The organism is Streptomyces sp. NPDC053079 (assembly GCF_044546695.1).
In the GTDB taxonomy this organism is placed as follows: domain Bacteria; phylum Actinomycetota; class Actinomycetes; order Streptomycetales; family Streptomycetaceae; genus Streptomyces.
Genome location: NZ_JBITZJ010000008.1, coordinates 41857 through 67291, shown reverse-complemented (window position 1 = coordinate 67291; position 25435 = coordinate 41857). Strand labels below are relative to the sequence as shown.

Annotated in this window: 23 protein-coding genes and 1 pseudogene; 12 read left to right on the top strand and 12 right to left on the bottom strand. The window is 73.8% G+C overall.

The window, feature by feature from the left end; all coding sequences use genetic code 11:
* Positions 1-99: 99 nt before the first annotated feature.
* Positions 100-1443 carry a cytochrome P450 gene (locus tag ACIGXW_RS27960; protein WP_399575493.1) on the top strand — a complete coding sequence of 448 codons (1344 nt, stop codon included), beginning with the start codon at positions 100-102 and terminating at the stop codon, positions 1441-1443.
* Complete coding sequence (locus ACIGXW_RS27955) at positions 1440-2402, top strand: L-tyrosine/L-tryptophan isonitrile synthase family protein (protein ID WP_399575491.1); 963 nt, start codon at positions 1440-1442, stop codon at positions 2400-2402. The genes ACIGXW_RS27960 and ACIGXW_RS27955 overlap by 4 nt, the downstream gene beginning before the upstream one ends.
* A gap of 73 nt (positions 2403-2475) precedes the next feature.
* Here the strand turns inward: ACIGXW_RS27955 and ACIGXW_RS27950 are convergent, their stop codons facing one another.
* The 3 genes from ACIGXW_RS27950 to ACIGXW_RS27940 are packed head-to-tail and all read right to left on the bottom strand — an operon-like array spanning position 2476 to position 5414.
* Positions 2476-3279, bottom strand: coding sequence for an ABC transporter ATP-binding protein (locus ACIGXW_RS27950; RefSeq protein WP_399575490.1), 804 nt, complete (start codon positions 3277-3279; stop codon positions 2476-2478).
* Positions 3276-4352, bottom strand: a complete 1077-nt coding sequence (locus tag ACIGXW_RS27945) for a FecCD family ABC transporter permease (protein ID WP_399575488.1) — start codon at positions 4350-4352, stop codon at positions 3276-3278. The genes ACIGXW_RS27950 and ACIGXW_RS27945 overlap by 4 nt, the downstream gene beginning before the upstream one ends.
* On the bottom strand, positions 4353-5414 hold the full coding sequence (locus ACIGXW_RS27940; RefSeq protein WP_360912656.1) for an ABC transporter substrate-binding protein: 1062 nt from the start codon (positions 5412-5414) through the stop codon (positions 4353-4355).
* Positions 5415-5596: 182 nt separating this feature from the next.
* Between ACIGXW_RS27940 and ACIGXW_RS27935 the strand changes: the two genes are divergently transcribed.
* Positions 5597-6337 (top strand): PIG-L deacetylase family protein, encoded by a 741-nt coding sequence (locus ACIGXW_RS27935; protein ID WP_399575487.1) that lies wholly within the window; start codon positions 5597-5599, stop codon positions 6335-6337.
* 12 nt (positions 6338-6349) lie between these two features.
* On the opposite strand, the gene ACIGXW_RS27930 is transcribed toward ACIGXW_RS27935, so the two are convergent.
* From ACIGXW_RS27930 to ACIGXW_RS27915, 4 genes and pseudogenes are all read right to left on the bottom strand, one after another.
* Positions 6350-7525, bottom strand: coding sequence for a PP2C family protein-serine/threonine phosphatase (locus ACIGXW_RS27930; protein WP_399575485.1), 1176 nt, complete (start codon positions 7523-7525; stop codon positions 6350-6352).
* A 184-nt stretch (positions 7526-7709) separates the two neighbouring features.
* The gene (locus ACIGXW_RS27925; RefSeq protein ID WP_399575914.1) at positions 7710-8087 is read right to left on the bottom strand and encodes a PTS-dependent dihydroxyacetone kinase phosphotransferase subunit DhaM; all 378 of its coding nucleotides are present in this window, start codon (positions 8085-8087) and stop codon (positions 7710-7712) included.
* A 78-nt stretch (positions 8088-8165) separates the two neighbouring features.
* Positions 8166-8801 (bottom strand): annotated as a pseudogene (dhaL, locus tag ACIGXW_RS27920) (dihydroxyacetone kinase subunit DhaL); the annotation flags it as partial.
* Between the two features lie 85 nt (positions 8802-8886).
* A complete protein-coding gene (locus ACIGXW_RS27915) occupies positions 8887-10122 on the bottom strand; it encodes a glycoside hydrolase family 18 protein (protein WP_399575484.1) in 1236 nt (411 codons plus the stop codon).
* A 322-nt stretch (positions 10123-10444) separates the two neighbouring features.
* Between ACIGXW_RS27915 and ACIGXW_RS27910 the strand changes: the two genes are divergently transcribed.
* A complete protein-coding gene (locus ACIGXW_RS27910) occupies positions 10445-11623 on the top strand; it encodes an acyl-CoA dehydrogenase family protein (protein ID WP_399575482.1) in 1179 nt (392 codons plus the stop codon).
* 57 nt (positions 11624-11680) lie between these two features.
* On the opposite strand, the gene ACIGXW_RS27905 is transcribed toward ACIGXW_RS27910, so the two are convergent.
* A complete protein-coding gene (locus tag ACIGXW_RS27905; protein ID WP_071962833.1) occupies positions 11681-12052 on the bottom strand; it encodes a hypothetical protein in 372 nt (123 codons plus the stop codon).
* Between the two features lie 195 nt (positions 12053-12247).
* On the opposite strand from ACIGXW_RS27905, the gene ACIGXW_RS27900 reads away from it, so the two are divergent.
* From ACIGXW_RS27900 to fxsA, 5 genes are all read left to right on the top strand, one after another.
* Entirely contained in the window at positions 12248-12691 is a 444-nt protein-coding gene (locus tag ACIGXW_RS27900; RefSeq protein WP_030365423.1) for an Lrp/AsnC family transcriptional regulator, read from the top strand.
* 85 nt (positions 12692-12776) lie between these two features.
* A complete protein-coding gene (locus ACIGXW_RS27895; protein WP_399575480.1) occupies positions 12777-14423 on the top strand; it encodes an amidohydrolase in 1647 nt (548 codons plus the stop codon).
* A 539-nt stretch (positions 14424-14962) separates the two neighbouring features.
* Complete coding sequence (gene lnt, locus ACIGXW_RS27890; RefSeq protein WP_399575479.1) at positions 14963-16588, top strand: apolipoprotein N-acyltransferase; 1626 nt, start codon at positions 14963-14965, stop codon at positions 16586-16588.
* Entirely contained in the window at positions 16585-17352 is a 768-nt protein-coding gene (locus tag ACIGXW_RS27885; protein WP_071962839.1) for a polyprenol monophosphomannose synthase, read from the top strand. The genes lnt and ACIGXW_RS27885 overlap by 4 nt, the downstream gene beginning before the upstream one ends.
* Before the next feature lie 54 nt (positions 17353-17406).
* Positions 17407-17970 (top strand): FxsA family membrane protein, encoded by a 564-nt coding sequence (gene fxsA, locus ACIGXW_RS27880; RefSeq protein WP_399575478.1) that lies wholly within the window; start codon positions 17407-17409, stop codon positions 17968-17970.
* A gap of 91 nt (positions 17971-18061) precedes the next feature.
* Here the strand turns inward: fxsA and ACIGXW_RS27875 are convergent, their stop codons facing one another.
* Together ACIGXW_RS27875 and ACIGXW_RS27870 are read right to left on the bottom strand one after the other, a co-directional pair.
* Entirely contained in the window at positions 18062-18436 is a 375-nt protein-coding gene (locus tag ACIGXW_RS27875; protein ID WP_004948858.1) for an RNA polymerase-binding protein RbpA, read from the bottom strand.
* A 256-nt stretch (positions 18437-18692) separates the two neighbouring features.
* Positions 18693-19427 carry a YitT family protein gene (locus tag ACIGXW_RS27870; RefSeq protein WP_399575477.1) on the bottom strand — a complete coding sequence of 245 codons (735 nt, stop codon included), beginning with the start codon at positions 19425-19427 and terminating at the stop codon, positions 18693-18695.
* Between the two features lie 71 nt (positions 19428-19498).
* Here ACIGXW_RS27870 and ACIGXW_RS27865 point away from each other — a divergent pair, with 71 nt between their 5' ends.
* Complete coding sequence (locus ACIGXW_RS27865; RefSeq protein ID WP_360912679.1) at positions 19499-21004, top strand: PLP-dependent aminotransferase family protein; 1506 nt, start codon at positions 19499-19501, stop codon at positions 21002-21004.
* Here the strand turns inward: ACIGXW_RS27865 and ACIGXW_RS27860 are convergent.
* Both ACIGXW_RS27860 and ACIGXW_RS27855 read right to left on the bottom strand, forming a co-directional pair.
* A complete protein-coding gene (locus ACIGXW_RS27860) occupies positions 20992-22548 on the bottom strand; it encodes a hypothetical protein (protein WP_399575476.1) in 1557 nt (518 codons plus the stop codon). The genes ACIGXW_RS27865 and ACIGXW_RS27860 overlap by 13 nt on opposite strands.
* A 57-nt stretch (positions 22549-22605) precedes the next feature.
* The gene (locus ACIGXW_RS27855) at positions 22606-22800 is read right to left on the bottom strand and encodes a hypothetical protein (RefSeq protein ID WP_071965316.1); all 195 of its coding nucleotides are present in this window, start codon (positions 22798-22800) and stop codon (positions 22606-22608) included.
* 104 nt (positions 22801-22904) lie between these two features.
* Here ACIGXW_RS27855 and ACIGXW_RS27850 point away from each other — a divergent pair, with 104 nt between their 5' ends.
* Positions 22905-23321: an ankyrin repeat domain-containing protein gene (locus ACIGXW_RS27850; RefSeq protein ID WP_071965314.1), complete on the top strand. Its 417-nt coding sequence runs from the start codon at positions 22905-22907 to the stop codon at positions 23319-23321.
* A 118-nt stretch (positions 23322-23439) separates the two neighbouring features.
* Positions 23440-25434, top strand: a complete 1995-nt coding sequence (locus ACIGXW_RS27845; protein WP_399575474.1) for a glycoside hydrolase — start codon at positions 23440-23442, stop codon at positions 25432-25434.
* Position 25435 lies beyond the last annotated feature (1 nt).

Below are 25435 nucleotides of genomic sequence, written 5' to 3'. Positions count from 1 at the left end.
TCGTCGAAGACCCGTGCGAACGCGAGTGAACGGCCGGGAACCCACGGGGCGTTCCATCCGACTTCTCAGGGGTCCACGACTTCGCGAGGAGAGCCCACCGTGTCGCTGCCCGACCCCGTACCCCTCTACGGCCCCGAGTACAAGCGCGATCCCTATCCGCTGTACGCGCGGATGCGCGAGGCGGGGCCGATCCACCGGGTCCTCTTCCCCAGCGGGGTCACCGCCTGGCTGGTCACCGGCCACGCCGCCGCCCAGCAGACCCTCGCCGACCCCCGGCTCGGCAAGAACCACGCGCGCGGCAACGACCGCTGGCGCGAACGCGCCTCGATCATGCCCGAGCCGCAGCACTCCCAGCTCCAGGTCCACCTCCTGCACCAGGACCCGCCGAAGCACACCGCCATGCGCCGGCTCGTCACCGACGCCTTCGCCCCGCGCCGCGTGGAGGAGTTGCGGCCGCGGTTCCAGGAGATGGCCGAGGCGCTCGTGGACGCGATGACGGACGCGCCGGCCCGGACGACGGCGTACGCCGGGGTCGTCGGGACGGTGGAGGCGCCCGTAGACGCCGCGCCCGCCGGAACCGGGACCACCGGCGGCGGCACGGTCGATCTGGTCCGCTGCTTCGCCGCCCGCTTCCCCTTCCAGGTCCTCGCCGAAGTCATCGGCCTGCCCCCGCACCTGGCCGCCCGCTTCCGTCGCGAGTGGGGCAAGGTCGTGGCGCCCGTGGGCCCCACCGACCCCGGCCGGCCCGCGTACGAGGCGCTGCTGCGCGAACTGCAGGGCTACATCGCCGAGGTCGTCGCCGACCGCCGCGAGCACCCCGGCGACGGGCTCCTCAGCCGCCTGGTCACCGCCCGCGACACGGGCGAACTGACGGCGGAGGAGCTGGACTCCATGATCTTCCAGCTGCTCGTCGCCGGCCAGGAGCCGGTCACCAACCAGATCACCACCGCCCTGGTGGCCCTGCTGCGCCACCCCGACGCGCTGGCCCGGCTGCGGGACGAACCGGAGCTCATGCCCGCGGCCGTCGAGGAGCTGATGCGCCTCGACGGCGCCTTCGAGCTGACCACCTGGCGCTTCCTCGCCGAGGACGCCGAGCTGCACGGCACCCGCGTGCCCGCCGGCGACTCCGTGATCGTCTCCCTGTGCGCCGCCAACCGGGACCCCGGGCGCTTCCCCGACCCCGACACCCTCGACCTCGACCGGGCACAGGGCCCGCACCTGGCCTTCGGGCACGGCATCCACTTCTGCCCCGGTGCGGCCCTCGCCCGCATCGAACTCCAGGTCGCCCTCGCCACCCTGATCACCCGGCTGCCGGGCCTGCGCCTGGCCGTCCCCGACGAGGAGCTCTCCTGGATCCCGGCCGTCCTCGGCCGCGGCACGGCCGAGCTGCCCGTCGCCTTCGACCGGCCCGCGTGCCCGTACTCCCGTGGAACGACCGCATGACGACCTGCAGCGACACCCTCACCGCGCCCGCGCCCGGCACCACCGCCGCAGACGCCGCGGACGTCGCGCCCCGCATCCTGGGGCTCCTGCTGCCCTACCACCGCACCACCGAGCCGGGGCCGTGCGAACCCGGCGCCCACCCGGAACAGCTGCGTCAGATACGGCGGTTCACGGACGCGGGCCTGCCGGTGCTCTTCACCCTCCCCGGCTTCCCCTGCAAGTCCCCCAACCCCGCCAAGGTCCTCGGCCACCTCCCCGACGAGGGCGAACGCCTCTCGCTCGCCTTCCTCGACCGGCTGTGCGCGCGCATCGGCGAGATATACGCGCCGGGCGCCCGCATGCTCATCTGCTCCGACGGCCACATCTTCGGCGACCTCATCGACGTCCCCGACGCGCACATCGACGCCTACGGCGACGGCCTGCGCGCCCTGATCCGCGACGAGGGCCTGCGCCACCTCGAGACCTTCGACATGCGCCACGTGCACGGCGACGCCGACTACGACACCAAGCGCGCCCTGGTCACCGAGGCCTACGCCCCCTCCCTCGACTCCCTGCGCGCCCTCGTCCGCGGCGACGAGGAGACCGCCCGGCTCTACCGCGGCATCACGCGCTTCCTCGTCGAGGACACCGCGGGCTTCACCGGCACCCGCTCCGCCCTGCAGCGCGAGTGCCGCAGCCGGGCGTACGGCGTCATCGCCCGCAGCCGCGCCTGGGGCGACCTCATCGCCGACTGCCACCCCCACTCCGTACGGCTGTCGATCCACCCGCAGCGCCCGGGCGCCGCCAAGTTCGGCATCCGGCTCCTGGAGTCCGCCGACGCCTGGGCCACGCCCTGGCACACGGCCGTGCTGCGCGAGGCCGGGGGAGCGGCGCGGCTGGTGCACCGCGCGGACGCCGAGAAGCTGGGGCGCCTCGTCCTGCGCGACGGGCGGCCGAGCCACTTCGAAGCCCCGCGCTGACACGCGCAGACGAGGGGAGGGGCTGATGCGTCCGCATCAGCCCCTCCCCTCGTCTCACGCGCCGGACGGCAGGTCAGCTGACCGGTACGACCACGGCCTCCGCCTCCGCCGGCGACCGGTGGTCGAAGGCGATCAGCGGATCCCCGGTCAGCGGGTGCTCGACCACCGCGGCCCGCACCCCGAACACCTCCGCCAGCAGCCCGGGGGTCAGCACCTCGCGCGGCGCACCCGATGCCACCACCGCCCCCTCATGCAGGACGTGCAGCCGGTCGCACACGGACGCGGCCGCGTTCAGGTCGTGCAGCGCCAGCAGCGTCGTACGGCGCTGGGCCCGCAGCAGGGCCAGCAACTCCACCTGGTGGCGCACGTCCAGATGGTTGGTCGGCTCGTCCAGCACCAGCACCTTCGGGTCCTGGGCCAGCGCCCGGGCGAGCAGCACCCGCTGCCGCTCGCCGCCCGACAGCGCCGAGAACCGGCGCCTGGCCGCGCCCGCCATGCCCGCCTGGGCCAGCGCCTCGGTCACCGCGTCCCGGTCGGCCGCGTCCTCGCCCGCGAACGCCCGCTTGTAGGGCGTACGGCCCATGGCGACGACCTCACGGACCGACAGCTCGAAGTCGGTGCCCCGCTCCTGCGGCAGCGCCGCGACCTGCCGGGCGGACTGCAGGGGCGTCAGCTGCCGGATGTCGGTGCCGCCGACGAGCACCCGGCCGGCCTGCGGCGCCAGATGCCGGTAGACGGTCCGCAGCACCGTGGACTTGCCACTTCCGTTGGGACCCACGAGCCCGGCGATCTCACCGTCGTCGGCGAGCAGGTCGACCCCGGAGACCACCGTCCGCCCCGACAGTGCCACCTCCAGGCCCTCGATGGCGATCCTCACAGCCGCTCCATCCGTCGGTCCAGCAGGTACAGCAGCGTCGGCGCGCCGATCAGCGCGGTCACCACGCCCACCGGCAGCTCCTGGTCGGGAAGAACGGTACGGGCCAGCAGGTCGACGACGACCAGCAGCAGGGCGCCGAACAGCCCGGCCACCGGCAGCAGCCTGCGGTGATCGCCGCCCACCAGCATCCGGCACGCGTGCGGCACCATCAGCCCCACGAAGCCGATCGCCCCCGACACCGACACCAGCACGCCGGTCAGCAGGCTCGTCACCACGAACAGCTCGCGCCGCAGCCGCGTCACGTCCACGCCCAGGCTGGCGGCGGTCTCGTCGCCCATCAGCATGGCGTTGAGCCCCCGGGCCCGGGCCAGCAGCGCCGCCGTGGCGAGCACCACGGCGGCCGTGGGCAGGGCGAGCGTGGCCCACTGGGCCCCGCCCAGGGAACCCATCAGCCAGAACAGCGCGCCGTGCGTCTGCTGTTCGTCCCCGGCCTGCAGCACCAGGTAATGCGTGAAGCCCGACAGGAACTGCCCGATGCCCACCCCCGCCAGCACCAGGCGCAGCGGCCGGAAGCCGCCCCCGCGCCGGGCGAAGGTCCACACCAGCGCGAAGGAGGCGAGCGCCCCGGCGAACGCCGCCGAGGACAGTCCCAGCCCCAGCGCCCCGCCCGTGCTCGCCCCCAGCACGATCGCCGAGACCGCGCCCAGCGACGCCCCGCTGGAGATGCCCAGCAGATAGGGGTCGGCCAGCGGGTTGCGCACCAGGGCCTGGACGGCCGTGCCGACCAGGCCCAGGCCCGCGCCCACCACGGCCGCCAGCAGGGCGCGCGGCACCCGCAGCTGCCACACGATCAGGTCCTGGGTGCCGGGCACCGGCCCCTGCCCGCCGATGCCGCGCACCACCGCCGACCACACGTCCGCCGGCGGCACCGAGGCCGAGCCCAGACAGACGGAGGCGACCAGCGCCGCCAGCAGGCCGGCCCCCAGCGCGGCGCACGCCCAGCCGGCGCCCACCGTGCGGGCGGCCCCTTCACGATCCTCCCGCGCCTTGCCGGCGTCGGCGAGCGTCGTCATCTACTTGACCCGGTCCGGGTGGAGTACGTGCGCGATCTCGCGCACCGTGTCGGCGCTGCGCACCCCGCCGATCGTGGTGCGCTCGGAGCCGATGCGCAGGAAGCGGCCCGCCTTGACGGCCTCGAGCTCGGCGGTGGCGGGGAAGGACTTCAGGAACGCCGCGGCCTCGTCGAAGGCCTTGTCGTTCGCCTCCTGACTGCCGCGGTTGCGCACGGCCAGCTGGATGTAGTCCGGGTTCTTGGCGACGACGTCCTCCCAGCCCACGGGCTTGAAGTCGCCGTCGCAGCCCGCGAAGACGTTCCGGCCGCCCGCCATGGTGATCACGGCGTTGGCGACCTGGCGGTTGCAGACCGCCATCGGCTGCTTGGTGCCGGCGTCGAAGTCGAACAGGAAGTAGGTCGGCCGCTTGTCCTCGGGCACGTCCTTGAGGGCGCCCCGCACCTCGCCCGTCTTCTTGCGCATGCCCTCGACGAGCTCGGCGGCACGCTTCGAGGTGCCGGTGACCTTGCCGAGCTCCTCGATGTCGGCCTCGACGCCCGACAGGTCCGTGCGGGCGGACTTGTTCATCGCCGCACAGGCCGTCGACTTCAAGAAGACGTGCTTGATGCCCGCCGCCTCGAACTCCTTGGGCGTGGGGGCGTCGCCCATCTTGCCCATGTTCTTCATCGAGGAGAACGAGTCGACGTACAGCTGTGCGCCCGAGCCCAGCAGCTTCTCCTTCGGGATCACCGTCCTGCCCAGCACCGGCACCTTCGCCGCCTGCTCGCCGTACTGCTCGGGCAGGACGCCCTTGCCGGGCGGGAAGCCCGTACCGACGACCTTGTCGCCCGCGCCCAGCCACATCAGCAGCTCCAGGCCCGCGGAGTTGCTGGTGACGATCCGCTGCGGCGGCGCGTCGAACGCCGTCTTCGCGCCCATGCAGTCGCTGACGCTCACCGGGAACCCGGCCTTCGCGCCGGCGGCCGCGTCGTCGGCCTTCTTCGCCTCACCGCCACCGCCGCCACAAGCCGTCGCCGACAGGGCCACAGCGGCCAGCACACCGCACCACGCACGAGGGCGCATCAGTAACTCTCCAGAAGCTCGACGTTCCCGGGCCCGCCGATACGGGCCCGGATCAGATAGTCGGACCGCGCGTCCCCCCAGTTCCCGCGTGTCGCGAAGAAGAGCGAAAAGCGGCGGCGACGCCCCGCATACGCTGCCCCGGGGCGCATCGACCGTGGAAGACCGGACGCGAAGGAGACGCCATGTCCGACCAGCTCGCCGAGATGCCCACCGACTGGCGGCGCGCCCTCGCCGTCGTCGCCCACCCCGACGACCTCGAGTACGGCGCCTCCGCGGCCGTCGCCGCCTGGACCGACGACGGCCGTGAGTGCGCCTACCTGCTGGCCACCTTCGGCGAGGCGGGCATCGACACCGTCACCCCCGCCGAGGCCGCGCCCCTGCGCGAGAGCGAGCAGCGGGCCAGCGCCGCCGCCGTGGGGGTGGGGAGCGTGGAGTTCCTCGGCCACACCGACGGCACCCTCGAGTACGGCACCGCCCTGCGCCGCGAGTTCGCCGCCGCCATCCGCCGCCACCGCCCCGAGCTGGTGCTGACCCTCAACCACCGCGACACCTGGAACCCGGGCAGCGGTGGCTTCTGGAACACCCCCGACCACCGGGCCGTGGGCCGGGCCGTCCTGGACGCCGCCGCCGACGCCGGCAACCGCTGGATCTTCCCCGAGCTCGTCGAGGACGGCCTGATGCCCTGGAACGGCGTGCGGTACGTGGCCGTCGCCGGCTCCCCGCAGCCCACCCACGCCGTGGACGCGCGCGCCGGCTTCGAGCGTGCCGTTCAGTCGCTGCTCTGTCATCGCACGTACATCGAGGCGCTCACGGACGAGGACCCGCGGACGTACTGCCGCCGGTTCCTCGAGGGCGGCATGGCCGCCGTCGCCGACCGCTTCGGCGGCCGGCCCGGCGTGGCCTTCGAGCTGTTCACGCGCTGACGGGCCCGCATGTCAGCCGGCCCCCCGCGGCCCGGCGGGCGCGTCGGCCGCGCGCTCCATCACCAGGACCGCCACGTCGTCCTGCAGCCGGCCGCCGGTGTGCGCGTCGAGGTCGGCGCGCAGCCGGGCCAGCAGCTCGGGCGTCGGCAGGCCCGCCCAGTCGTTCAGCCGCTCGGCCAGCGGATAGAAACCGCCGTCCGGGCCGCGCGCCTCCGTGACCCCGTCGGTGCAGGCCAGCACCCGGCAGTCCGCCGGCAGCGCGATCCGCCGGGGCGAGCGCGGCTGCGGCACCAGACTGCCGAGCCCCAGGGGCAGCCCCGGGTCCTGCTCCAGCTCGTGGACGCCGCCGTCCGAACCGATCAGGAACGGGGCCACGTGCCCGCAGTCGAGGAAGACCACCCGCACCCGGCCGGCGGGATCCGGCCGCTCCGAGGCGTCCTCCGGATCCTCCTCCGTGCCGAAGACCAGCGCGGTGACGAACTCCTCCGCCGCCTGCGCACCCCCCGAGCTCGCCTCGTACTCCACCGAGCGGTGGTAGCGGTACAGCCCCTGCTCCATCGCCACCACCCCGCTCTCCAGGTCCTGCCGGTGGTACGCGGCCTCCCGGAACGCCGTCAGCACCGCCGCCCCCGCACCGAGCGTGCCGAGCCCCTTGCCCCGCACGTCACCGATCAGCACCCGTGTCCCGTACGGGGTGTCGACGACCTCGTAGATGTCGCCGCCGATCAGCGCCTCCCGCTGCGAGGACACGTAGAAGCCGTCCACGACCACGCGGCGGGTGCGCAGCGGCAGCGGCCTCAGCAGCGCCCGCTGGGCGGCCTCGCCGGTGGCGCGCACCCGCTCCAGCAGGTCGACCTCGTCGCGCCGCAGCCGGGCCACGGCGATGCTCGCGCCGGCCATGAGGGCGTTGCCCAGCACGGAGCCGACGCGGTTGACGGCCGGCATCCCCGCGGGCAGCACCCCGTGGTGCGCCACCATCAGCCCGAAGTCCAGGACGCCGACGAACACCGTCTGGCGGTAGGTGCACAGGGCGGCCGCGGTCATGGGCGCCAGTGCGGCGTACATGTCCAGGCGGAGGTCGGCGGGGGTCACCAGATCGATGATCACCACGGCCATGAGGTAGGTCAGGGCCAGAGCGAAGGGCAGGCCGCCCGGCCTCGACCGCGACATCGACAGGGTGCGCGACACCGTGGCAGGACCTCCGAGCCGGGGACGCCGGAACACCGGGACGACAAGGGAAGGGAAAAGGGAACACGTAGACAGTTCCAGACTTTCCCGTCGAATGTCCCGCGGTCGCCCTCGTGTCGGCCACATCTGTTCGGTTGCCGCAGGCCGTCGGAGCCCGTGGCACGACCCTCGAAGGCCGGGGCCGTCAGAGCTTGCGGTACGTCCGCGCGTCGTCCGTCGCCGTGAGGACCGCCGCCCGGTCGCCGCCCGCCGACGCTGTCACCACGGCCGCCACCGCACCCTCCACGAAGGGCGCGTCCGCGATGCGCACCTCCTCGAACCCCTTCTCCGTCAGCAGCGTCTTGACGGTCAGGACCGCGCTGCCCATGTCGCACAGGACGACCACGCCGGCGCCCTCGTCGGCGTCCTGGACCGCCCGGCGCACCAGCTCGGCGCTGGTGCCGATCGCACCGTCGGGCAGGCCGCCCGCCGGTGCGACCGGCGCCGCGTCACCCGTGCCGACCAGGGCCCGGGCCAGCGCCGCGGCCGAGCCGGCGACCTCGCGGCTGTGCGAGACCAGCACGACGCCGACCCGCCCGGGCTTCCGCTCCGGCAGGGGCGCCGCCTCCCGCTCCTCCGCCTGGGGTGCCCGGGCGCACAGCGCCGGGTCCGTGGCCTCCCACAGCGCGGTCAGCAGCAGCGCCGAGGAGGTGGCGCCCGGGTCCTGGTGGCCGATGCTGCGCTCGCCCAGATAGCTGGCGCGCCCGCGCCGCGCCTGCAGCGGAATCGTGGCCTTCGCGCCCGCGCGGGCCGCGCGGGCCGCCGCGTCGAGAGCGGCCGTCACTTCGCCCTGCTCCAGGGCCTCGGCGTAGGCGTCGGCGGCCGGCTGCAGGGCGTCGACCATGGTCTTGTCGCCGGGGGCGGAGTCCCCGAGCCGCCGTACGCTCGCCACGGCCGCGGCCAGCGCCCTGCCCAGCGTGGCCGGTTCGACGACGGGGTCCTCGCCCAGGATCTTGCCCATGCGGCGCAGCACGGTCCCGTACAGCGGGCCGGAGGCGCCGCCGACCGTGTTGGTCAGGTGCACCCCGACGGCGGTCAGCAGCGCCCCCGGGGTGGCGGGCGGCTCGGTGGCGACCGCCTCGGCGGCGGAGGTGAAGCCGCGCTTGAGGTTGGCGCCGTGGTCGGCGTCGCCGATGGCCGCGTCGAGCTCGGTCAGGTGTGCGGCCTCGGCGACGAGGACGCGCGTGGCGCGGTCCAGGAAGCGGCGGAAGAAGTCCAGGTCGAGCGTGACGGTCATGGGCGGCGGCTCCTTGTGCGGACTCGGTTCCGCTCAGGGTAGTTCGGCCGCCCATGACCGTGGATCAGCCGCCCACGACCGTGGATCAGTTGATCGCCTTGATCAGCTCGCCGTTCGCGGTATCACCGCTGAGCTCCCAGAAGAACGTTCCGCCCAGGTTCTGCCGGTTCTTGTACGCCATCTTGCCCGCGATGGTCGACGGGGTGTCGTAACTCCACCAGTCGTTGCCGCACTTGGCGTAGGCCGTGCCACCGACCGTGCCGTTCGCGGGGCACTTCGACCTGAGGACCTTGTAGTCCTCGAAGCCCGCCTCGTAGGTGCCCTTCGCGGGACCGGTGGCCGTGCCGCCGGGGGCGGACTGGGTGACGCCCGTCCAGCCGCGGCCGTAGAAGCCCAGGCCCAGCAGGAGCTTGGAGGAGGGGATGCCCAGGGACCTGAGCTTGGTGATGGTGGCGTCGGTGTTGAAGCCGGCCTTCGGGATGCCGTTGTAGGGGCTCAGGGGGGAGTGCGGGGCGGTGGGGCCCTTGGCCTCCCAGGCGCCGAAGTAGTCGTACGTCATGGGGTTGTACCAGTCGACGTAGCGTGCAGCGCCCGCGTAGTCGACGGCGTCGATCTTGCCGCCGGCGGAGGCGTCGGCGGTGATGGCGGCCGTGACCAGGTTCTTGCCCCCGAACTTCGCCCGCAGGGCCGCCATCACGTCGCGGAAGGCGGTGCGGCCGCTGGTGTCGCAGGTCAGGCCGCAGGCGTTGGGGTACTCCCAGTCGAGGTCGATGCCGTCGAAGACGTCGGCCCAGCGGGGGTCCTTGACCAGGCCGTAACAGGACTCGGCGAAGGCGGCGGGGTTCTTCGCGGCCTCGCCGAAGCCGCCGGACCAGGTCCAGCCGCCGAAGGACCAGACGACCTTGAGGCCCGGGTGCAGCTTCTTGAGCTTGCGCAGCTGGTTGAAGTTGCCGCGCAGGGCGCCGTTGTCCCAGGTGTCGGCCTTGCCGTCGACGCTGCCGGCCGCGTCGTAGGCCTTGTCGTAGTCGGCGTAGGCGTCCCCGATGGCGCACTTGCCGCCGGTGACGTTGCCGAAGGCGTAGTTGATGTGGGTGAGCTTGGCGGCCGAGCCGGAGGTCTCGATGTTCTTGACGTGGTAATTGCGCTCGTACACGCCCCAGTTGGTGAAGTAGCCGACCACCCGCTTGCCGGCGGCGGTGTCGTCGTCCGGGGTGTCGGCGGTGGCCGGGGCCGCGGCGAGGGCGGTGGTCAGGAGCGTGGCGGCGGCCGCCGCCGAGGCGAGCAGGGCGTGGGGGCGGCGGGTTCCGTGCGGTCGGGGCATGGTTCTCCTCGGTGGGTGGGGAGAGCGGCGGGGGGTGACCGGCGTCCCGGGTGTTGGCATGGACGCGTTGAACGGTGGGGAAACCGTAGAAGGACTAGACCAATGGGTCAATGGTTCGGACCAAACCTCGCGGAGAACTGTTCAAGATCCGCAGACCCGTGACGTCAGGCCCCCGATCGGGCATACTCCAAGCGCCACAGCCGCAGGTCACCCACGGTCCGCAACCCGGCACGGGACCATCGGCTGGGCGACCACGGTGGCGCCGCCGACACCCTTTGCGCGCCCGCCGCCGCCGCGCCCGACAGGGAGGAGAGCCGCCGTCATGACCGAGCACGGCCCGCAGCCGGTGGAGCGTCAGCTGCCCACCGAGGAGGCCCACGACCTGATCTCGCTCGTCCGCGATCTGATCCGGCGGGAGATCGAGCCCCACGCGGCCGAGGAGGAGGACGCCGGGCACTTCCCGCGCGAGGTCTTCGGCCTGCTCTCCGCGTCCGGCCTGCTCGCCCTGCCCTACTCCGAGGAGTTCGGCGGCGGCGACCAGCCCTACGAGGTCTACCTGCAGGTGCTGGAGGAGCTCGCCGCGGCCCGGCTCACGGTGGGCCTGGGCGTCAGCGTGCACACCCTCGCCTGCCACGCGCTCGCCGGATACGGCACCAAGGAGCAGCGCCAGGAGCACCTGCCCGCCATGCTCGGCGGCGGCCTGCTCGGCGCCTACTGCCTCTCCGAGCCGTCCTCCGGCTCCGACGCCGCCTCCCTGCGCACCCGCGCCACCCGCACCGGCGACACCTGGACCCTCGAGGGCACCAAGGCGTGGATCACCCACGGCGGGGTCGCCGACTTCTACACCGTCCTGGCCCGCACGGGCGGCCAAGGGCCCCACGGGATCACGGCCTTCCTCGTGCCCGGCGACGCCCCGGGCCTGTCGGCCGCGCCGCCCGAGCGCAAGATGGGCATGAAGGGCTCGCCCACCGCGCAACTGCACTTCGACGGCGTCGAGATCGGCGACTCCCGCCGCCTCGGCGCCGAGGGCCAGGGCTTCGCCATCGCCCTGGACGCCCTCGACTCCGGCCGCCTCGGCATCGCCGCCTGCGCCGTCGGCGTCGCCCAGGCCGCGCTCGACCAAGCCCTGGCCTTCGTCACCGAGCGCCGGCAGTTCGGGCGCCCGCTGTCCGACTTCCAGGGGCTGCGCTTCATGCTCGCGGACATGGCCACCCAGATAGAGGCCGGCCGCTCGCTCTACCTCGCCGCCGCCCGCCTGCGTGACGGGGGCAGGCCCTTCTCCCGCCAGGCCGCCATGGCCAAGCTCTTCTGCACCGACGCCGCGATGCGGGTGACCACCGACGCCGTCCAGCTCATGGGCGGCTACGGCTACACCGCCGACTTCCCCGCCGAGCGCTACATGCGCGAGGCGAAGGTCCTGCAGATCGTCGAGGGCACCAACCAGATCCAGCGGATGGTCATCGCCCGCCACCTCGCGGGCCCCGAGACCCACGGCGGCTGACCCGGGACCGCCGGCGACGACTCCGCCCGGGGCGCGGCCGCCCCAGGCGGTGCGCGCTCAGGGCCGGCGGCGCATCTCCGGCACGCGCAGCGGGCGCGAGCCGGGCCCGCCGATGTGCGAGAACGGCTGCGTGCGCCAGTCCAGGCTCTCGGGCAGGGTGAGCAGCATCGCCGCGTCCAGACCCTGCGCGCTCAGCGACTCGTCGGCCGCGGAGGCGTCCTCCATGCCGCGCCCCGAGCCCGGGCACACCGTGAGCCCGAAGGGGTTCCACGGCGACGGGCAGAGCGCGTGCTCCGGCAGTACGTCCTCGTCGGCGAGCAACGCGATGGGCCGTGCGCAGTCCGGGCACGTCACCCGGAACATCTCGTAGGTCTCGAAGTCGTACGGGCTGCCGTCGCCGTCGTTCTCCAGGCGTTCCAGGCTGGGCATAGTGTTTTTCCCCCTCGGATGGGCCGGCCAGGCACCTCGGCCTCGGCCACAGCAAGCACTTCCCTCGTGGAGAGTCGGGTAATCGCCGCGTACGGGAGGACACGGGTGCATACCTGTGGTGTTTGTCACATACGCAGTGCGCCTGCGGCGCCGTCGGCTGTCCTGGACACGCCGGGACGCAGTAGGTTGACCCGTGTGGAGGAGTTGGACAGAGAAATCGTGGAACTGCTCGTCAAGGACGGGCGGATGAGCTACACCGACCTGGGCAAGGCCACGGGCCTGTCCACCTCGGCGGTGCACCAGCGCGTGCGCCGGCTCGAACAGCGGGGCGTCATCCGCGGGTACGCGGCGGTCGTCGACCCCGAGGCCGTCGGGCTGCCCCTGACCGCGTTCATCTCGGTCAAGCCCTTCGACCCCAGCGCCCCCGACGACATCGCCGACCGGCTCGCCGAGATCCCGGAGATCGAGGCCTGCCACAGCGTCGCCGGCGACGAGAACTACATCCTCAAGGTCCGCGTCGCCACGCCCCTGGAGCTGGAACACCTGCTGGCCCGCATCCGCTCGCTGGCGGGCGTCTCGACCCGCACCACGATCGTGCTGTCCACCCCCTACGAGGCGCGGCCGCCGAGAGTCGGCTGACACGGGCCGTTCGCCGGCTCCTGCCCCGCGCGGGGGAGCGGGCCCGGTTTCGGGAAGTGGCGGCACGGGGGCCACACTGATCCCCATGAGCGAGCGCACCGCCTTCCAGGACCAGCCGCACCGCACCGTTCTGCTGCGGAACGGCACCGTGCACAGCCCCGCGGACCCCTTCGCCACCGCCATGGTGGTCGAGAACGGCCACATCGCCTGGGTCGGTTCCGAGGGCGCCGCGGACTCCTTCGCCGACGGCGTCGACGACGTCGTCAACCTCGAAGGGGCGCTCGTCACCCCCGCGTTCACCGACGCGCACGTGCACACCACCGCCACCGGCCTCGCGCTGACCGGCCTCGACCTCACCGGCGTCGCCACGCTCGCCGACGCCCTCGAGCGCATCCGCGCCCACGCCGCCTCCCGCCCCGCCGACCGGGTCCTCCTCGGGCATGGCTGGGACGCCAGCGCCTGGCCCGAGCGGCGGCCCCCCTCCCGCCGGGAGCTCGACGAGGCCACCGGCGGCCGGGCGCTCTACCTCACCCGCGCCGACGTCCACTCCGCCGTCGTCACCACCGCCCTGCTCGACCTCGTGCCCCGCGCCCGCGAGATCAGCGGATACGCCGCCGACGCGCCCCTGACCGGCCCGGCCCACCACGCCGTGCGCGCCGCCGCGTACGACAGCGTCACCCCCGCGCAGCGCACCGAGGCGCAGCGCGCCGCGCTCGCCCGTGCGGCCTCGCTCGGCATCGGCTCCGTCCACGAGTGCGCCGGGCCCGAGATCTCCAGCGCCGACGACCTCACCGGGCTGCTGAGCCTGGCCGCCGCGGAGGCCGGCCCCCGCGTGACCGGCTACTGGGCCGAGGCGCTCACCTCCGTCGAGGGCGCCGGACGGGTCCGCGAACTCGGCGCGATCGGCGCGGCCGGCGACCTGTTCGTCGACGGCTCGCTCGGCTCCCACACGGCCTGCCTCCACGAGCCGTACGCGGATGCCGCCGGGCAGCACGGTGTCGCCCACCTCGACGCCGGGGCCATCGGCGCCCACGTCATCGCCTGCACCGAGGCCGGCATCCAGGCCGGCTTCCACGCCATCGGCGACGCCGCGCTCTCGGCCGTCGTCGAGGGCGTGCGTACCGCCGCCGACAAGCTCGGCCTCGCCCGCGTCCGCGCCGCGCGGCACCGCGTCGAGCACGCCGAGATGCTCAGCCCCGAGCTCATCGCCGCCTTCGCCGAACTCGCCCTGACCGCCTCCGTCCAGCCCGCCTTCGACGCGGCCTGGGGCGGCGAGGAGGCCATGTACGCCCGGCGCCTGGGCCCAGAGCGCGCCCGCACGCTCAACCCGTACGCGGCGCTGCTGCGCGCCGGCGTCCCGCTCGCCCTCGGCTCCGACAGCCCCGTCACGCCCCTGGACCCCTGGGGCACGGTCCGCGCCGCCGCCTTCCACCGCACGCCCGAGCACCGCATCTCGGTCCGGGCCGCGTTCACCGCGCACACCCGCGGCGGCTGGCGGGCCATCGGCCGGGACGATGCGGGCATCCTGGTGCCGGGCGCGCCCGCCGACTACGCCCTGTGGCGCACCGGTGACCTCGTCGTCCAGGTCCCCGACACCCGGGTCGCCAACTGGTCCACCGACCCCCGCTCGGGCACGCCGGGCCTGCCCGAGCTCACTCCGGGTGGCCCGCTGCCGGTCTGTCTGCGGACCGTCGTGGGCGGCCGCACGGTGCATGCGGGCCCGAACGAGTGACGCGTCAAGATCGGCGTACCGCCGAACGACGTGCCGCGGCCTGTCGCCGCCCTGCGTCATCTGCCGTACTGACCTGCTGATTTGAAAGAGGCACGCAGGTCGCGAGGGTGTTGACACGGTCCGGGCGGCGGCGGGTAGGTTCTCCGCTGTCCACCACAGGACGTCCGACCGGTGAATCTCCACGCAGTCGTCGAGCGCCGCTGGGCCATGGGGCGGGGTGCCGAGCAGGCGCGCCGCCACTGGGAGCCAGGTCCAGCGCACGGGGGCGAGGGAAGGTTCCGCCGGGCCGGCAGGTGCGACCCGGGTGGGGCCCGGACGTTCAGTAGACAACGGCTCTCGGTCGACCCGCAGCCAGCGGATCCCAGGTCGGTACGAAGGACACCGGGCCCCCATTCCGCCCTTTCCGCCCCCTCGCGAGACCGCCCGGCCACCCGCCGGGCCGCGGCGCGCCCGGAGCGAGGTACGGTCAGCTGATACCCCGAAAGCTCCAGGAAGGCGCGACCGTGCCCCCGGGTCCCGAAACCACCCCAGAAGCCGCAGTGAGCCCGTCGGCGGCCGACAGCGTGCCCTCCCGACCGGCCGGTGCGGCGCGCCCCGGACGGGCCGTGCGCCTGGCCCGGCTGGCCCGCCGCGAGGCGCCCCGCACCGCCCTGGCCGCCGCCGGCGGCCTCGCCCTGGCCGCGGCCTTCCCGCCGTACGGCCTGTGGCCGCTGTCGGTCGTCGCCGTGGCCGTGCTCGCCCTGCTGACCCGCGGGCGCACCGCGCGACAGGGCGCCTGGAGCGGCTTCGCCTTCGCGCTGCCGTTCTTCTTCGTCCTGCTGCGCTGGCTGCACGTGGTCGGATACGACGCGGTGCTGGGCCTGTCCGTCGTCGAGGCGCTGTTCGTGGCCGCGCTCGGCGCGTGCCTGGCGGTGAGCTCGCGGCTGCCCGGGTGGCCGCTGTGGGGCGCCTGCCTGTGGATCGCGCAGGAGTGGGCGCGCGACCGGGTGCCGTTCGGCGGCTTCCCCTGGGGACGCCTCGCCTTCGCCAACACCGGCTCCCCCTTCACCCCCCTCGCCGCCCTCGGCGGGGCGCCGCTGGTGACCTTCGGGGTGGCCCTGGCCGGCTCCCTGCTGGCCTACGGGACGGTCGCCGCGTACCGGCTGCGGACGGGCCCGTGGAGCCCGCGGGCGGCGCTGCCGGGCGTGGGGGCCCTGGGACTGGCCGCGGCCGTGCTCGTGGCCGGGTACGCCGTCCCGGTGCCCACCAAGGGCGACGACACGGTGGACATCGCCATCGTGCAGGGCAACGTCGAGAAGCCCGGCATGGACTTCCTCGGCCGTCCGCTGATGGTCCTCAACAACCACGTGGACGCCACCCTCCAGCTGGCCCGGGACATCCAGGCGGGCAAGAAGAAGCGGCCCGACCTGGTCATCTGGCCGGAGAACTCCTCCGACCTCGACCCGTTCCAGTACCCCCAGGCCCGCGACCGGATCGAGGAGGCGGTACGGGCCGTCGGCGTGCCGGTCCTGGTCGGCGCCCTCATAGACCATCCGGGCAAGCAGGGCTACATCGACAACAAGGGCATCGTCTGGGACCCGAAGACCGGTCCGGGCGCCTCGTACGCCAAGCAGCACCCGGTGCCCTTCGGCGAGTACGTGCCCTTCCGGGACCAGCTGAGCAAGGTCATCACCCGGCTCCAGCGCGTCCCCCGCGACTTCTACCCCGGCGACCACACCGGTGTGCTGCAGCTCGGCCCGGCCCGCCTCGGTGACGTCATCTGCTTCGAGGTCGCCTACGACGAGATCGTCCGCGACACCGTCAAGGCCGGCGCCCGGGCCCTGGTCGTCCAGACCAACAACGCCACCTACGGCCGCACCGGCCAGCCCGAGCAGCAGCTGGCGATGTCCCGGCTGAGGGCCGTGGAGCACGGCCGGGCCGTGGTGACCGCGGCGACGAGCGGCATCAGCGCGGTGGTCTCCCCCGACGGCAGGGTGCTGCAGCGCAGCGAGGAGTTCACCCGGGACGTGATCACCGCGAGCATCCCGCTGCGGGACGGGACGACCGTCGCGGACCGCGCCGGTGCGGCTCCCGAATGGGTGCTCGCTATGGTGGGCCTTCTGTCCTGCGCGGCCGCAGTCCTGATCGGCCGCCGGGGACGTCCTGACAAGGAGGGGCAGAAGTGAACGACGACGATGGTCAGCGGAGATACGGTCCGCTCGGCACGACCTTGGTGATCATCCCGACCTACAACGAGGCGGAGAACATCAAGTCCATCGTCGCCCGGGTGCGCGAGGCGGTACCGGAGGCGCACGTCCTCGTCGCCGACGACAACAGCCCCGACGGCACCGGAAAGCTCGCCGACGAGATGGCGGCCGAGGACGAGCACGTCAAGGTGCTGCACCGCAAGGGCAAGGAAGGGCTCGGCGCCGCCTATCTGGCGGGCTTCCGCTGGGGCCTGGACCACGGCTACGGCGTGCTGGTGGAGATGGACGCCGACGGATCCCACCAGCCCGAGGAGCTGCCCCGGCTGCTCACCGCGCTCAAGAGCGCCGATCTGGTGCTCGGCTCCCGCTGGGTGCCGGGCGGCCGGGTGGTGAACTGGCCGCGCTACCGCGAGTTCCTCTCCCGCGGCGGCTCCACCTACTCGCGTCTGATGCTCGACGTGCCGATCCGTGACGTGACCGGCGGCTACCGCGCCTTCCGGCGCGAGACGCTGGAGGGGCTGGGCATGGAGGAGGTGGCCTCCCAGGGCTACTGCTTCCAGGTCGACCTGGCCTGGCGGGCGGTCAAGGCGGGCTTCCACGTCGTGGAGGTCCCCATCACCTTCGTCGAGCGCGAGCTGGGCGACAGCAAGATGAGCCGTGACATCGTCGCCGAGGCTCTGTGGCGGGTCACGTCCTGGGGGCTGGGCTCCCGGGCCTCCAAGGCGCTGGGCCGGGACCAGTAAGGTCCCCATAAGCCCGCTCCGGCCGTTCCGCCACCCTCCGGGCACACTTGAGGCATGACGTTCGGAGCGCAGCAGCAGACGTTGAACAGCCGGCCGCCGAAGCGCGGCCGTGCCCGCCGGCTCATCCCCCTGGCCGTGGCCGCCTGGGCGGTCCTGGAGATCTGGCTCCTGACCCTGGTGGCCGGTGCGGCGGGCGGCTGGACGGTCTTCTCCCTGCTGGCCGGCGGCGTGGTCGCCGGATCGTATGTGATCAAGCGGGCGGGCCGGCGGGCCTGGCAGCGCCTGACCCAGTCCCTGCAGACGCCCGGAGCGGCCCCCGCGCCGGAGACGGGCGGCGGCAACGCCCTGACGATGCTGGGCGGCCTGCTGCTGATGGTGCCGGGCCTGCTCTCCGACGTGGCCGGGCTGCTGTGCCTCTTCCCGCCGACCCGGGCGCTGCTGCGCAGGACGGTGGGGCGCCGGCTGGAGCGCGCGGGCGGCGCCGGCCCGGGGAGCCTGGGCGAGGCGTTCCGCCAGGCGCGTGCCGCTCAGGGCGGCGGCAAGGTGGTCCAGGGCGAGGTCGTCCGCGACGACGAGCCGCCCGCGCCGCGCCCCGGCGGACCCCAGCTGCCGAGGTAGCCGGCGGTCCCCGCACGGATGCGACAAAGGGCCCGGGCCACTGCGTGAGCAGTGGCCCGGGCCCTTTGTCGTGCTGGTGGTGCTTCCGCCGTCAGGCGGACTTGCGCGTGTCCCGCGGGTGCACGGCAATGTTCATGGCACCGGAGCGCAGGACCGCCAGCCTCTCGGCCAGCACCTCCTCGAGCTCCTCGCGGGTACGCCGCTCCATGAGCATGTCCCAGTGCGTACGCGCGGGCTTGCCCTTCTTCTCCTCCGGCCCATCGCCGTCCACAAGGAGTGCCACGGCGCCGCACGCCTTGCACTCCCACTCCGGCGGAATCTCCGCCTCTACCGAGAACGGCATCTCGAATCGATGGCCGTTCGGGCATGCGTACTCCACCGCCTGGCGCGGTGCCAGATCGATGCCGCGGTCGGTCTCGTAGCTGGTAACCACAAGTCGCGTGCCGCGGAGAGCTCGCTCACTCATGAATCGTGCCTCCCGGGCTTGTCGCCCACAGGACAGGTGTCGCTGTCGTCGTCATCCGGTCAACGTCCGGTCGGCGGTGAAGATTCCCCGTTGAGGGACATGCGTCGCCCGTCGTGCCGCCCCTTGTTGTACCCACCAGCGCCCGTTTTGTCACATCTGACAACAGATGTCACCCTGTGTTTCTGCTGCTTGAGCGCGCAGTAACGGTCCGTCCGGTGGGTCAGAGGCGTACACTACCGGCCCGCTTGGTTCACGCCTAAACCGGGTCCGGGCATTCGCGGACAGGCGTGGTCGGAAGCGCCACTTCCGGTACCTTCGGGCGCTCCTCCGGCGCCTGCGGGAGCTCCTTCCCGGGCAGGGCGAAGACCCGCAGGAAGAACTGCGCCAGCGGGCCTATGCCCACCGCGTAGAGCACCGTGCCGACGCCCACCGAGCCGCCCAGCGCGAAGCCGGTCGCCAGCACCACGACCTCGATGCAGGTCCGCACCAGCCGCACCGAGCGCCCCGTACGGCGGTGCAGCCCGGTCATCAGGCCGTCGCGCGGCCCCGGCCCGAAGCGGGGCGAGATGTAGAGGCCGGTCGCCACCCCGCAGAGCACTATGGAGAACAGCAGCAGCGGGATCCGCGCCCACAGTGAGGTGGGGGCGGGCGTCAGGCCCAGTGTCGCGTCGATCACCAGCCCGATCAGCAGCACGTTCGAGAGCGTGCCGAGCCCGGGGCGCTGTCGCAGCGGGATCCACAGCAGCAGCACCGCCGCGCCCACCACGATCGTGGCGGTGCCGATCGACATGCCGGTGTGGCGGGAGATGCCCTGATTGAGCACGTCCCACGGCGCCAGGCCGAGGCCCGCCCGCAGCTGCAGGGCGGAACTCACCCCGTACAGCACGACCCCGCCGTACAGCTGGACGAGACGGCGGGTGAGACCTGATTCCCGGGACGCGGACAAAGAAATCCTCCCCTTGCGATGGTGCAGTGGTGGTGCGAGTGGCATGTCGCGTGACAGTCTGTGGACTGGGCCTGGCGAAGATCCATGGCCAATCCCGGGAAGGTGGACTGCAAGCGATGACTCAGTGGACCTCTTCGGTGGGGGCGCCCCAGCTGGCGCGCCTCCTCGGTTCGCAGCACGAGCGCGCCCTGGTGACGTCGCTCGGCTCCCGCCGGACGCCCGCCTACCGCTCCCTCGCGGACGGCGTCCGGCTGCTCGTCCTGGAGGGCCGCGTCCCCGTGGCCGCCCGGCTGCCCGCCGAACGGGAGCTGGCCGCCGCCCTCTCCGTCAGCCGCACCACCGTCGCCGCCGCCTACGAGGCGCTGCGCGGCGAAGGCTTCCTGGAGTCCCGCCGCGGCGCGGGCAGCTGGACCGCCATGCCCGCCGGCAGCCCGCTGCCCACCCGCGCGCTCGACCCGCTGCCCCCGGAGGCCGCCGGCTCGGTCATCGACCTCGGCTGCGCCGCCCTGACGGCCCCCGAACCCTGGCTGACCCGCGCCTTCCAGGGCGCCCTGGAGGAGCTGCCGCCCTACGCCCACACCCACGGCGACTACCCCGCCGGCCTGCCCGCCCTGCGCGAGGCCCTCGCCGACCGCTACACCGCCCGCGGCATCCCCACCATGCCCGAACAGATCATGGTCACCACCGGCGCCATGGGCGCCGTCGCCGCCATCTGCCGGCTCATGGCCGGCCGCGGTGAGCGCGTCGCCGTCGAGTCGCCCTCCTACGCCAACGTCCTGCAGCTCATGCGCGAGGCCGGCGCCCGGCTCGTGCCCGTCGCGATGGCCGACCGGCTCGCCGGCTGGGATCTGCCCGCCTGGCGCCAGGTGCTGCGCGACGCCGCACCCCGCATGGCCTACGTCATCGCCGACTTCCACAACCCCACCGGCGCCCTCGCCCCCGAGGAACAGCGCCGGGAGCTCGTCGAGGCGGCCCGGGCGGCCGGCACCCTGCTGGTCGCCGACGAGACCATGTCCGAGCTCGTGCTGGAGGACGGCCTCGAACTGCCCCGGCCCGTCTGCGCCTTCGACCCCGCCGGCAACGCCGTCATCACCGTCGGCTCGGCCAGCAAGTCCTTCTGGGCCGGGCTGCGCATCGGCTGGGTGCGCGCCGCCCCGGACGTCATCCGCAACCTCGTCGCCGCCCGCGCCTACGCCGACCTCGGCACCCCCGTCGTCGACCAGCTCGCCGTCTCCTGGCTGCTGAACACCGGAGGCTGGGACTCCGCCCTGGCCCTGCGGCGCGCCCAGACCCGCGAGAACCGCGACGCCGTCGTCGCCGCGCTCCGCCGCCACGTACCCGACTGGGAGTTCACCGTCCCCCGCGGCGGCCTCACCCTGTGGGCGCGCACCGGCGGGCTGTCCGGCTCGCGGATCGCCGAGGCGGGGGAGCGGCTGGGGGTGCGGGTGCCCTCCGGCCCGCGCTTCGGCGTCGACGGCGCCTTCGAGGGCTACGTCCGGCTGCCGTTCACCGTCGGCGAGGCGGTCGCGGAGGAGGCCGCGACGCGGCTGGCCGAGGCGGCCCGCCTCGTGGCGAGCGGCGCGACCGCCGCCGTGGAGATGCCGCGCACCTACGTGGCCTGAACCGGCAGCACCCCCTCGCCCACCGCCCGGCCCGTCACCGCAAGGATGCGCTCCGGCAGCAGGTCCAGCACCGCCTGCCGCTGCGCCTCACAGGCGTCCTGGTCGTACGGGTCCGGGGTGGCCGGCACCTGCAGCCGGTGCACCGGCCCCGCGCCCAGCCGCGCGTACCCCCGGCCGGGCGGCACGTCCTCGGCCGGCGTGGTGCGCGGGGGCACGCCCAGCACGGCCGCCACGTCCTCGGGCGCGAGCGCGCCCAGCACCACCCGGGCGGCCGTCCGGGCGAGCAGCTGCTCGCCGAGCAGCCCCGCGCCGTCGAGCTGCTCGCCCGCCACCACGGTCACATGGGCCATGTGCCCGTGCCGCAGCGCCGTCCCGAGCAGCGCCTGCGGGTCCCGGCGGCCCTGCTCGGCCGCGAGCCGGCTCAGCGCCACGGGCCGGTCCACGACGATCCACAGCGGCCGGCGGACGTCGTCGGCCGGCGGACGCCCCAGCCGGCGCGCGTGGTGCGCGGCCGCCAGCCGCCGCTCCGTCTCGTACGACGCCCACTCCAGGGCGGCCAGCACGCCGCAAGGCGCCGACTCGACGGCCAGCACGCCCTCGCGCCCCGCCAGACAGGCGTACTCGCCCGTGCCGCCGCCGTCCACGACCAGGACGTCGCCGTGGTGCAGGGCCTGGACGGCGACCGAGCGCAGCAGGGTCGTGGTGCCGCCGCCGGGCCGGCCGAGGACGAGCAGGTGCGGCTCGGTCGAGCGCCGGCCCGTGCGCCAGACGACCGGGGGCGCGTCGCGGGTACCGCCGCCGACGGTGACCGGCAGCGTCCGCTGCACGGTGGACGGATCGGTGAAGCCCAGGACCGTCTCGCCGGGCGCGGTCACGAAGCGCTGCGCCCCGATGTCGGTGGGCAGCGGCGGCAGCGCGCTCAGGTACAGCCGGTTGGTGGCCTCGTCCCAGTCGAACCGGTACTCCCGGCCCCGCCCCGCCTTCAGGTACAGCAACTGCTCGATCCTGGCCCGGGCCTCCGGCTCGCCGTCGGTGAAGTAGCCCGGATAGCGCAAGGTCAGGGCGGCCAGCCGGCCGTGCTCGTCGAAGGCGTGCCCCTCGAAGGCCGTCTCCCGGTCGCCGCCGTGCTCATAGAGCGGCGCCGGGTCCTGCGGGTCGGAGAAGTACGGCACCAGGGCCTCGTAGACCGCCTGCAACCGCGCCTCCTGTGCCTCGCCCGCCTCGGCCTCCTCGGGTTCGCGCTCGCGCCCCGCCCAGGCGCCCGCCGCCATCAGGGCCGCCGCGGCGAGGGTCGGCCCGTACGGGAGCAGGGCCACGATGACCGTGCACGAGGCCAGCAGGAGCAGCGTGGGGCCGCGCCGGTCGCCGGGCATCGCCTGCCATCGGTGCCACGCCCCGGCCGCCAGGGCGCGCAGCCCGCGCGCCACGACCAGCAGCGGATGGAGCATGTCCCGGGTGTTGTCGGCGACGCTGTGCGCGAGCTCCCGGCCCTGGGCGAGCGAGGTGCGGGCGGGCAGGGTGCGGGGGAGCGATCGCCGGCCCATGCGGGCCTCCCTGGTGTCGGTGCGACAGGTGCGACAGGTGCGACGAGTGCGAACGGGCTAGAACTTGATGCCGCCCAGCAGGCTGGCGAGGCTCGCACCGCCCGCCTTGATGCTGGGGGCGATGCCCGTTCCCGCCAGGTAGAAGCCGAACAGGGCGCACACGAGCCCGTGCGAGGCCTTCAGGTTGTCCTTGCGGAAGAAGAGAAAGACGACGACACCGAGGAGCACGACGCCCGAGATGGAGAGGATCATGGGAATCTCCTGGAACTGGGGGGCGGTCACCATGAGCCCCTCCAGCTTCACAGAAAGTACTTTTCCGGCAACTGGGGATACCCCCGTACGGAGGATGGCAGACCATGACCGGACCGACGCCCGAGTTCGAAGAGCCCGCCCACGACCCCGAGATGCTCCAGCTCGCGGCCAAGGTCTTCGACCTGGCGCGACACGGCGACACCGATACCCTCGCCGCCTATGTGGACGCAGGGGTTCCGGTGAACCTCACCAACGACCGGGGAGACTCCCTCGTCATGCTGGCCGCCTACCACGGCCATCCGGCGACCGTCACCTCCCTGCTGGAGCGCGGCGCCGACCCGAACCGGCCCAACGACCGCGGCCAGACGCCGCTGGCGGGCGCCGTCTTCAAGGGCGAGGCCGAGGTCGTGCGCATCCTCGTCGCCCACGGTGCCGACCCGGCCGCCGGGGAGCCGTCCGCGGTCGACACCGCGGCCATGTTCGCCCGCCAGGACCTGCTCGAGATCCTCCAGGGCCGCTGACGCGAGCCGGCCGGGGGCGCTGACCTCTGCGGTGACGTTTCCTCAGCGCCCTTGGCCCCGGCCGGATTTCGCCGGTCCTCCTTAGAACTCTCTTAAGGCGGACCGTTATCAACTCCTCATGCACTTCAACAACCCCAGCCGCACCGCCCGCGCCGCCGCCGTGGCGCTCGCGGTGACCATCCCGTGCGTCACGCTCGCCACACCCGTCCACGCCGCCGACCGGAAGCCCGCCCAGGCCGTCCGCGTGCACGACCGGCTCGTCGACATCCCGCTCAAGGGCGGCACCGCCACCGTCGACACCGCCACCCTGCGCGTGAGCGCCCGTACGGCCCGCGGAACCGTCGAGCTCTCCGCCCCCGCCGCGAACGCCCCCGGCACCCCCGGCGCGGTCACCACCACCGCGGACGGCGCCCGCTGGACGTACGGCGACACCGGCCTGACCGTCACGGCCCGCGCCGACCGGGGCCGCCTCCTGGTCTCCGTACGCTCCACCGGCACCGCCGACCGCACCCTGAAGTGGCCCGTCACCGGAACCGGCTCCACCGCCTCCGCCCTCCAGCTGCCGCGCGGCGAGGGCCTGTCCCTACCGGTGGCCGACGCCTTCTGGAACGGGCCCGACGCCGGGCTCGCCGGCAGCGACATCGCCATGGACTCCCAGCTGTCCCTGCCGCTGTGGGGCTACAGCGCCGGCGGCGTGGGCGTCAGCTACCTCGTCCCCACCGACATCGGGACCACCCTGAAGGTCACCTCCGAACAGGGCCGGCTGCGCACCACCGCCGTGCACGCCTTCTCCCGCGCCGAGGACACCACCGAGTACACCGTCGCCCTCTCCCTCACCGACGGCTCGCCCGTCGCACCCGCGGCCGACTACCGCGCCTGGCTCCGCGAGCACGGGCAGCTCGGCAGCCTCAAGCGCAAGATCCAGGCCGTTCCGGCCAACGAGAAGCTGCTCGGCGCCTTCCACGCCTACACCTGGGGCGAGGCCCGCACGGCCGAGGGCGTCCGCAAGCTGCGCGCGCTCGGCGTGGACCGCATGTGGCTCGGCTACGACGCCGACGACCAGCCCATGACCGCGGCCGCCGTCAAGGCCGCCAAGGAGGCCGGCTACCTCGTCGGCCCCTACGACTCCTTCGCCAACGGCCAGGACCCGCAGAAGTCCGACGCGCCCACCTCCGTCTGGCCGGACAAGGTCTACCCCGACTTCTGCGTCGGGCGGGCCGACGGCTCGCCCGAGCCCGGCTTCCACGACCGCGGCTGCTACCTCAGCACCCAGGCGTTCGAGAAGGCCGAGCCCACCCGCCACTACCTCGCCGACCGCACACGCAAGATGACCGCCAACGGCGCCGACAGCTACTTCCTCGACGTCGACGCGGCCGGCGAGCTCTTCCGCGACCACAGCGCCGCCCACCCCATGACCAAGGCCCAGGACCGCGCCAACCGCCTCGCCCGCATGAAGCGCCTGGCCGACGGCGACAAGCTCGTGCTCGGCTCCGAGTCCGCGGGCGCCTGGTCCAACCAGGTCCTCGCCTACGACCACGGATCCGGCACCCCCGTCCACGACGGCCTGTGGAAGGCCCAGCGGGACAAGGAGAAGTGGGGCGGCTACACCCCCGCCAAGGCGCCCGGCGTCTTCTTCAAGCCCGCCGAGCTGCCGGCCCCCGTCGCGAAGGCCATGTACGACCCCACGTACCGCGTTCCGCTGTACGAGACGGCCCTGCACGACTCCCTCGTCAACGCCGAGCGCTGGGAGCTCTCCTACGACAAGCTGCCGCGGCAGAAGACGGACCGCGCCCTGCTGGCGATGCTCTACAACACCCCGCTCAACTTCGTCATCGGAGGCGACTCCCTGGAGAAGCAGGGCAGCGAACTGGCCGCCCTGCAGAAGTACTTCTCCCCGCTGCACAAGGCGGCGGGCACCGAGGCGATGACGGACTTCCGCACGCTCACCGGTGACCGCACGGTCCAGCGCACCGTCTTCGGCGACGGGACGCTGACCGTGACGGCGAACTTCGGCACGAAGGCGTACGACGGGCTGCCGGGCGGCTGCGTCGACGCGAGGCTGAAGGGCGACAAGGAGCCGCGCCGACTCTGCCCCTCGGACGTCAACCGGTAGG